Consider the following 7,523-nt stretch of genomic DNA (forward strand, 5'->3'; position numbering starts at 1 on the left):
GTCATATCGACGGCGGCCGTCGCGGCCAACAAGCCGCACCTGCAGTTTAGGAGCATCGTCCATGATTTGGTGTCCACCTGTTTTTGGTGGACACTTCATGCATCAGAGCACTGCGCTTCAGAAGGCGCATAGAAATTCGCGCTTACGATTATGCCGCGCAGGATGCGCCGGAATCGTTGCGAACGTCGGCGCATTCCCACCCTTATCGGCATAATCCGGCGGTCGGCATTATGGATTTCCTCATGGGCGAGCGTCGCATAATCGACATCGCGAAACGCCTCTATCGGCGGCATCTGGATCACATCCCGCTCGGGCGCATAGAAGGCTGCCGCACCACCATGGCGGATCGTTGCCCCCGTTGCCCGGAAAAAGGCGTCGGCATGCTCGAGACGCTCGACAGGCTTGAAGGCCGGCGTCTGCGGCGATGCGCCAAAACCCGCAGGCAGGCCTTCGATCTGCTCGAGATTGAAAACGGTATAGGCTTTCAGGAACGGGATTTCGTGCTCGACGTCGTCGCCGTTGGCGTCGGTCTCGGTCTTCCTGATGCGGTTGGCATAAACGACCATCGTCCCGGTCTCGCCTTTGCGCACGTTGCCTCCAAGTTCCAACGCCTGGCGAAACGTCATCCAGGTGCTGGCACCAAAGCAGCGGCTTGCGGCCTCAGACCAGAGGAGCAGGACATTGATGCCGGAATATGGTTCGCCGTTGAAGCGAAGCGGGCGCGACACGCATCCTGCAAGCCGGGCGGCGCTCCACGGCTGGACCCAAGGGCGCACGCCCTCTTCCAACCGAGCGAGCATGATATCGGTGATCCGTGTGTAGACGTCCGGGCGCACAGCACCGGTCTCGCCAGATAATTTCATTGACGTTTTCTTTGACTTTTTCATCGTCTTTTCCTTCATCTTCGACACCGCGCCGATCGCGGCTCGTCACGGCGGTCGACCAGCGCGCGGGCGGCAGCGGCGCACCCGGCTCGAGACCATCGCGCCGGGTGAGAAGGAGTGCCGGGCCGAAACGGAGTGGAGGACGGCTTGTCTGTTGCGCCGCTTTCATGTTGCCCTCGGGCTAGACCGCAAACCGGGATGAGCCGCGCTCGGCGCCTGGGCCGCCTTGAGTGACACGAGAAAAGGCCGGACGAGGCCGGCCTTTCGAGATGGATCAGTGAGCGTGCGCCTTCAGTCGAAAGCCGATATTTGTAGCGACGCGGCGCGTTGGTCGATGGAGGTCGCGGGATTCGGCGAGCCGTTGCGCTCATAGGGCTTCCAGGTCTCGCCGATAATGTCTTCGTAAGCGACAACGGCGCCCTCGGCCGCCATGCGCAGGACATGGGCCTGAAGCCCCATGACGGCGGCGAATTCGCGTTTTCTCTGGGCGCGGCTGTCGAAACCGACCGGACCCTCGAGATCTTCGTCGCGCAGATCGTTGCTAAGCCTGGCGGTCAGATCGCGTGCCTCGGTGACGGAGCGGCTATAAAACAGCCCGGCTCCATGAGCCGATCCGACGAAGGAGCCGACGATGCGCTGCATATGGATCTGCATCGCCTTCTCGCCGAGGCCGTCCTTCATCGCCTCGGCGCCATCGATAAGCTGCTGGCGGTGCAGGTCGCGGATTCCCTCGCTGTCGACAACGGATAGGCCAAAGCTTTCCGAGATGCGCAGCGCCTGCGCGGTGTCCGGGCAGGCATGCCGGACCATTTCGAGGGTCGTCGCGCGGGGTGTAGTTGAGCGATTCGTCGCAGCAGAACGGTTGAGCGGTGCCATGGTCGGTGTCCTTTCGGTCTGGTTGGGCAAAAACCCGAGGTCCTGTTTTGGGTGCTGTCCCTCGGGTGCGGTCAATACGAACCGGCGAAGCGGCCCGGCCCAAGGTCAGGACGATGCAAGAGAGCGAGGTGCGGTTGCGGAGGTTGCGGGCCCAGGCCTGCAGAAAACGCAGCCGCGCTTTGGCGAACCGCGCATCGAGACTGCCGCGATGCGGCGCGGCACGCGGCCTTTGACCGGGCGCCGTCCGGTTCAGACCGCAACGAAGCCGAGGGTCAGAGCGTATGAACCTGTGGCCGATACGCCGCCATCAGACCGGCGCGTCACCACTACCGTCCCGCCCTAGCCGCGCTTCAGCGGTATTGCCTACCCACAAACCGATCGCGTGGCCGCAAGGAGTCTGGCTGCAGCGGCAGCGCAACCTCAGGCACCGACCTGCCTAGATGATAGTGACAAGACGCCGCCGGCGAGAACCGGCGGCGCTGGGCAGGCGCTAACCCGTCGTTACGCTCCGGTTATTCGGTCGCCTCGTTGAACCTGCTGTCCACCTCGTCGCCGACATGATCGAGACCAGCCGCGGCCGGGTTGGCCGCCGCTTCAGGTTCGTCCTCTCCGACATCCGCCGCGCTTGCAAGTTGCGTCATCGCCTAGGCTTCGGCCTCGGTGGCAGGTACGATTAGCGACGCCAGATGACCGAAGCTGCCGTCTGCGAAATGTGCAATGGGAGCTGTGCACCTATCTTCAGTTTCGTCTCGACCGGAACGCCCGCCGCTTCGTCGGTTGCTTCGAGCGCGGTGCGGGACAGACAGGAGAAAAACGCATCGGACGCCATGTTCGGAAGGAACGTGTCGGCACCAATCGCGCTGCCGGCGATACGTTCGGCAATGCCGCTCTTACGGCGGAACGACATCACGTCGATGAGCTGGTCTGGAAGACAGTATGCGCCGAATGGTGCGGAGCAAACTGCTTCATGGTGGGAGGCGCGCGGGCGGGAGGAGGATCTCTTTGCGCCGGGCGATCAGGATGGCCTCTTTACGACTGACCTTGTGGCCTTCCTCGGCGCCCAGCGGGACTGGCTGTCAGCCAACCTGCCGAAGCGCGGTACGGTCATCGAGGTCACCGAATACGACCAGCCGAAATTGTCGCCGCAAAGACGGTAAAGACAGCCCCAGGCGAAACTGATGCTGATCACGTTACCACCGTTCGGCCCGCGGTAACGCAGCCGCCGGTGCGGTTTCGGCGTCCCGCCCCTGGTAAGATAGTGCGCCAATATCGTCCTGCTGCCGGCTCTTGTCGTCACGCTCCACCTCAAGGGACGGAGCCTCGCCAGGTCGTGGCACAGATGGCAGGAGACCCCGCCCGGTTACGCGAGCTGAGGGCGACCGTCCCGCATCCAGCGTCTCTTGTCCTCGCCGGCTGGTGACCCACAGCGTGCCGCCTCAGTTTTGGGCCGGCATTTTGGCCACCGAGTTGACGCCCAGTGCGCAGACAAAGCTTTGCATAGAGGCGGATCCGCTGGATGCTATTTTGCTGGGATGAAACTTTTGCGTATTTAATATGCGCGAACGTTTCACATGTATTGAATTTCGAATGTGACAATGCAACTATCGCGTATCTGAAATACGAGAAAGTTTCCTCTATGCCTCTGCATCTCGTCGGCGGAAAACATTGATAAAATGAGCCCTCACCGCCAGGCAGAGGCTGGAAAGCTTGTCCAGCTCATGTGCGGCATCTATGTCGACGCCGACGATGACATAGACCATACAGTACGCCTTCACGCTGTGCGCATTGCCAAATACCTCTATCCAAATGCATATCTGTCTGCAGCCAGCGCCGTCATCCTTGGCCCGATGCACGATGGCCGCCTGTTCCTGACCGGCCGCCGGGTACAGCGGCAGCGCATCAGGACGCTTGAGATCATTCAGAACAAGGCACCGGACCAACCTTCCATCGCGCAGGCGGCGGTCGGTGACGACATGGGTAGTTCCGCGTCGATGTGTCTTCTTTGCGCCAGCGCTTCCTGGAAGCCTTCCGTACTCGCAGTGAGCATGCGACCTCGTTCAACGAGGACATGAAGGCGGCAATAGGTGCGCGGATCATCGAAGAAAATGCAAACACCGAAAATGCAGCCGATGCGGTCTTCAAACTTGCAGGCGACAATGACTGGATCAACGAAGGCAGTGCCGCGGAACGTTTCCTCAAACTCAAGCCGCCCGCCGCCACAGCCGTTGCCAACCGGGCTGCGCTTGACCTAATCGTGGCATGGCATGGCGTACCGATCGGCGATCTGGTGCGAGGCGATCGTGAGTTGTCGTCTCCTGAACGCATTAGGCCGACTTTGATCACGCGGAAGGCAAAACCGGGAATCTCAGCCTATATACACCCCCTTAAATGGGTGAATAACGAAGAATATGGAATATATTGATCCACCAAAGGTGGTCAATTAATGTTCGTCACTCTTCAAACCCATTTCGAGGATGAATGGCATCAAGCCGCGGCACTTGAACTCAAGAACGACGTAGCCGGTTTTCAGGGTGCGTCGATAGTCGATTACGATCTCGATTACTTTATACGGTTCGCATCGGTGGATTTTGCAGAAGGAAACGCGGCAAGTAGCAATCGCGCACTTTCAATCCGTTATCCCGTTGACCTCGAGAATCGATATACCTCAACGTGGCCACCATTCTTGCTCGATCTAATGCCGCAAGGACACCCAAGGCGCAAGCTGGCCGAACATTTAGGCCTCAGCGAGGGAGCACGCAGCTCGGATCTTCCTCTACTTCTGCGCTCTGCTGCAGGCGGAATAGGTAATGTCCGCATAAAGGAAGCCGCTGAGGCAGAGAAGCAGCGGCTACACTGTGTGCAGCGCCAAGGAGTGACAGAGGCTGAGATCCTTGAACGATCAGATCGTTTCATGGAAGTCGCCGATCGTTTCGGTATGCTTGCTTCGGGCTCAAGTGGCCTGCAAGGCGAATGGCTGAAGGTCTCCATGACTCAGGCTACAGATGGCCTTTATTATCCCGACAGCTTCGTGTCCGACGATGAGGCCGTGCGGCATGTGATCGTCAAGCTGGTCCGCAGCAATGAGCCCGTAGACCGGCTCATTCTTGAAGGCGAAGCGCTCTATTCGCGGATCGCTCAAGACATCGGCCTTAATGTCAGTGAACCTTCGACCTACGCCGAAGGCGTCCTCATCATTCCACGTTTTGATCGAAAGAAAAAAGAGGGAGGTGGAACCGTCCGGCTTGGTCAAGAAAGCCTTGTTTCGGCCATTGGCGTTGCCGACTTCGGATATGTTGGCACGCATGAGGCCTATATCGACATTCTGCGCCAATATTCCGCCGATCCCCTCGCGGACGTCGTAGAGTACCTGAAACGGGACATCGCCAACCTGGCTCTCGGCAATCCCGACAATCATGGTCGAAATACCGCGCTCACCAAGTTCCAAGACGGAACTGTCCGTCTGTCTCCGCTCTTTGATTTCGCACCAATGCGGCTCGCCAAGGAGGGGATCGTTCGCTCCACCAGATGGGCCACGATGCGAGATTCCGGCCGGGATCATTTCCCTGATTGGAAGAAAATTTGCGCCGAACTGTTTCCCGATCTCACGGAGCAAAAGATACTCGCGTCCGCACTTCTGACATTTGCGGAACGACTGCATGAGGCGCCGAGCATTGCGAAAGACCTGGCGGCAGTCCGGAAATTTTAGAGCGCGCGATGTCACGCTGCACTCAAATCGCCGATAGCGTTTTGCAGGCGAAGTTATGATGCCGGAGAAAAGGTGAATGGCTCGCTGGAAAAAGCCCACAAAAGAACAGGTTCTTGAGAACCGGCGCAGGCTTGCTGAGCGAGCTCGAACTGGTGATTTAAGGCTGCCCGACGCAGTAGCGGCAATCCGGAAGAGTTTCGGCATGACCCAGGAAGAGTTTGCCAAAACGCTGGCACTTACGCGGCGTCAAGTGGCTGAGATCGAAACCGGCAAAGCAAACCCGACACTGGAAACACTGGAAAGAATTGGGCGCCTGTTCGGATTTTCGGTAGGTTTTGTGCCGAGGGCAGAGAGCCGTGCTAACACTCAAAACTAAAAGGCGAACAACCCCGAGACGATAGGAACGTGTAAATTTTCGCTGAGCTGATCGCCTACCATCTTGACGCCAGAGATAGGCTAGACGCCGCACAGATTGATCTCGACCACGCTGCGCTACCGATCGACCATGCGCGGCTGGGACAGATGTTCTCCAATCTCCTTGGAAAGGCGCCAACCCCGGTGCAATCTCTCAACAAGCTTTTTTAACCTTTTGAACGAGCGGAGAGTTCGAAAAGCCAGGGGATGGGGTTAGACTTCTACATTTCATCAGATATCGCTCACGCCCACGGAGGAACGTTAGCGGTTTTGTCCGACGAGAAAATGATCCGCTTCACTTTTTCCATGCCCATCGAGACTAAGCCCGCGGAACCATTGGGGCCGAAACGAATGGTTTGACACCAAGGCTTTATCGGCAACCGGTAACGGTTTCCGGCCGGCCGGACGGACTTGGCGGCCACTGTTTTTCGGTTGAACGCAGAACAAAGCTGAATTAACTTTCGCGTGGCAGACAGAACTCAACTCACTGCTCTTCGTCTCTTTTTGGCCGATTTCAATGCAGGACTTGCTGAACTGTTTCATCGACCTGAATTGGCAGCGTCCGGATGTCGCGAAGACGTCTGACATGATACTAGCTCATGCGAAGTTCCTCGGCCTTCAAGCCGCATTTATCGGCGACGACAGGAGCCTTCTTCTGATCAGCGAAGCCTGATCAAGCCGAACTGATCGACGAATTTTTGTTCTTCATGGACCCCACGCAATACAGCCATCGGATCGCAGGCCTTCAATGAAACAAGGGATTTCGATGTTTGAGACAAGAGAGGCGTCGATCCTATCGCCTCGCGACCTAGCAATCTGCCAGCGCGTTTTTGACCACGTTTCTGTGACGAAGCAGATCGCATTGGACATGCATCGGGAAGAGCTTGCCAAACGTATTGTGCTCGCATTCCGAAGTGGTCTGAGAGACGAGGGCACGCTCATTAAGGTACTTCTTGATGAAGATGGCGCCGCCTAGGGAAGGTCGGGCGAGCGCTCGTCAGCTGGCTTTACGCCCTTCCGCACGACGGATCGGAGCCACAATCCTGCCAGCATCCCCATCCCTCCGTCCCCCGAGTTCGCAGATGGCTCCATAGCCAATCTGAGGGAACTGTTCAGGGATTTCGGCGGTGCACTGGGGCCAGTCGTCGCCGGGTTGCGCAGTGATGTGCAGGTCTATCGCGCGGCCCTCCAGGAGGTGCAAGCACGACGCTGGATAGCAGACCGCCTCGTTTTGATCGGAGACGCCGCACATGCCACGTCTCCAAGCGTGGCGCAGGGAGCGGCGATGGCGCTCGAGGACGGGGTCGTACTTGCGAACATCCTCACCTCCCATGAACCTGTCGACCGGGCGCTGGAGCAGTTCCACACGGTTCGTTCCCCGCGGATCGCGTTGGTGCAGGAGAAATCGCGGAAGAGAGACAGGTTGCGGACGGGATCGGGATTCGTCCGGGATTCGATGCTCAGGCTGTTAGGCAACCACATCTACCGGAAAACCGTAAGCGCGATCTTCCATGCACATTGACGTATGCGGCATCACCGCACCGGCCCCTTTTGCGAAGCGATATCCGGGCCTATCAATTGGCGGGGTTTTTGGAGAAGCGGAACGGAAGTAAGTCGCCGATGTCGGCAGTTTCTTCGCGCTG

10 protein-coding genes are annotated in these 7,523 nt (G+C 58.5%); 6 read left to right on the forward strand and 4 right to left on the reverse strand.

Features of this window, described 5'->3' with window-relative positions; all coding sequences use genetic code 11:
- Nucleotides 1-95: 95 nt before the first annotated feature.
- The 3 genes from AC1DNK_RS29760 to AC1DNK_RS29770 all read right to left on the reverse strand — a co-directional run bounded on the left by AC1DNK_RS29760 (nt 96) and on the right by AC1DNK_RS29770 (nt 2,401).
- Nucleotides 96-863: an ArdC family protein gene (locus AC1DNK_RS29760; protein ID WP_477944821.1), complete on the reverse strand. Its 768-nt coding sequence runs from the start codon at nt 861-863 to the stop codon at nt 96-98.
- Nucleotides 864-1,175: 312 nt separating this feature from the next.
- Nucleotides 1,176-1,760 (reverse strand): hypothetical protein, encoded by a 585-nt coding sequence (locus AC1DNK_RS29765; RefSeq protein WP_477944822.1) that lies wholly within the window; start codon nt 1,758-1,760, stop codon nt 1,176-1,178.
- A gap of 512 nt (nt 1,761-2,272) precedes the next feature.
- The gene (locus AC1DNK_RS29770; protein ID WP_477944824.1) at nt 2,273-2,401 is read right to left on the reverse strand and encodes a hypothetical protein; all 129 of its coding nucleotides are present in this window, start codon (nt 2,399-2,401) and stop codon (nt 2,273-2,275) included.
- 45 nt (nt 2,402-2,446) lie between these two features.
- Between AC1DNK_RS29770 and AC1DNK_RS29775 the strand changes: the two genes are divergently transcribed.
- The 5 genes from AC1DNK_RS29775 to AC1DNK_RS29795 all read left to right on the forward strand — a co-directional run bounded on the left by AC1DNK_RS29775 (nt 2,447) and on the right by AC1DNK_RS29795 (nt 5,842).
- Entirely contained in the window at nt 2,447-2,917 is a 471-nt protein-coding gene (locus AC1DNK_RS29775) for a hypothetical protein (RefSeq protein WP_477944826.1), read from the forward strand.
- A gap of 516 nt (nt 2,918-3,433) precedes the next feature.
- The gene (locus AC1DNK_RS29780) at nt 3,434-3,832 is read left to right on the forward strand and encodes a hypothetical protein (protein ID WP_477944828.1); all 399 of its coding nucleotides are present in this window, start codon (nt 3,434-3,436) and stop codon (nt 3,830-3,832) included.
- Nucleotides 3,829-4,182: a hypothetical protein gene (locus tag AC1DNK_RS29785; RefSeq protein ID WP_477944830.1), complete on the forward strand. Its 354-nt coding sequence runs from the start codon at nt 3,829-3,831 to the stop codon at nt 4,180-4,182. The genes AC1DNK_RS29780 and AC1DNK_RS29785 overlap by 4 nt, the downstream gene beginning before the upstream one ends.
- 21 nt (nt 4,183-4,203) lie before the next feature.
- The gene (locus AC1DNK_RS29790; RefSeq protein ID WP_477944831.1) at nt 4,204-5,466 is read left to right on the forward strand and encodes a type II toxin-antitoxin system HipA family toxin; all 1,263 of its coding nucleotides are present in this window, start codon (nt 4,204-4,206) and stop codon (nt 5,464-5,466) included.
- Between the two features lie 76 nt (nt 5,467-5,542).
- Nucleotides 5,543-5,842 carry a helix-turn-helix transcriptional regulator gene (locus AC1DNK_RS29795; RefSeq protein ID WP_477944832.1) on the forward strand — a complete coding sequence of 100 codons (300 nt, stop codon included), beginning with the start codon at nt 5,543-5,545 and terminating at the stop codon, nt 5,840-5,842.
- Between the two features lie 299 nt (nt 5,843-6,141).
- Here AC1DNK_RS29795 and AC1DNK_RS29800 read toward each other — a convergent pair whose 3' ends face one another.
- On the reverse strand, nt 6,142-6,468 hold the full coding sequence (locus AC1DNK_RS29800; RefSeq protein WP_477944833.1) for a hypothetical protein: 327 nt from the start codon (nt 6,466-6,468) through the stop codon (nt 6,142-6,144).
- 577 nt (nt 6,469-7,045) lie between these two features.
- On the opposite strand from AC1DNK_RS29800, the gene AC1DNK_RS29805 reads away from it, so the two are divergent.
- Nucleotides 7,046-7,402, forward strand: coding sequence for an FAD-dependent monooxygenase (locus AC1DNK_RS29805; protein ID WP_477944834.1), 357 nt, complete (start codon nt 7,046-7,048; stop codon nt 7,400-7,402).
- The last annotated feature ends 121 nt before the right edge of the window (nt 7,403-7,523 follow it).

This window comes from Rhizobium sp. 01N424 (assembly GCF_056399485.1).

What these genes read in the sequence shown, in the direction of transcription:
- AC1DNK_RS29765 (WP_477944822.1), bottom strand. Translation starts at nt 1,760, where the DNA reads ATGGCACCGCTCAACCGTTCTGCTGCGACGAATCGCTCAACTACACCC.
- AC1DNK_RS29760 (WP_477944821.1), bottom strand. Translation starts at nt 863, where the DNA reads ATGAAATTATCTGGCGAGACCGGTGCTGTGCGCCCGGACGTCTACACA.
- AC1DNK_RS29780 (WP_477944828.1), top strand. Translation starts at nt 3,434, where the DNA reads ATGAGCCCTCACCGCCAGGCAGAGGCTGGAAAGCTTGTCCAGCTCATG.
- AC1DNK_RS29785 (WP_477944830.1), top strand. Translation starts at nt 3,829, where the DNA reads ATGAAGGCGGCAATAGGTGCGCGGATCATCGAAGAAAATGCAAACACC.
- AC1DNK_RS29790 (WP_477944831.1), top strand. Translation starts at nt 4,204, where the DNA reads ATGTTCGTCACTCTTCAAACCCATTTCGAGGATGAATGGCATCAAGCC.
- AC1DNK_RS29770 (WP_477944824.1), bottom strand. Translation starts at nt 2,401, where the DNA reads ATGACGCAACTTGCAAGCGCGGCGGATGTCGGAGAGGACGAACCTGAA.
- AC1DNK_RS29800 (WP_477944833.1), bottom strand. Translation starts at nt 6,468, where the DNA reads ATGTCAGACGTCTTCGCGACATCCGGACGCTGCCAATTCAGGTCGATG.
- AC1DNK_RS29795 (WP_477944832.1), top strand. Translation starts at nt 5,543, where the DNA reads ATGGCTCGCTGGAAAAAGCCCACAAAAGAACAGGTTCTTGAGAACCGG.
- AC1DNK_RS29775 (WP_477944826.1), top strand. Translation starts at nt 2,447, where the DNA reads ATGACCGAAGCTGCCGTCTGCGAAATGTGCAATGGGAGCTGTGCACCT.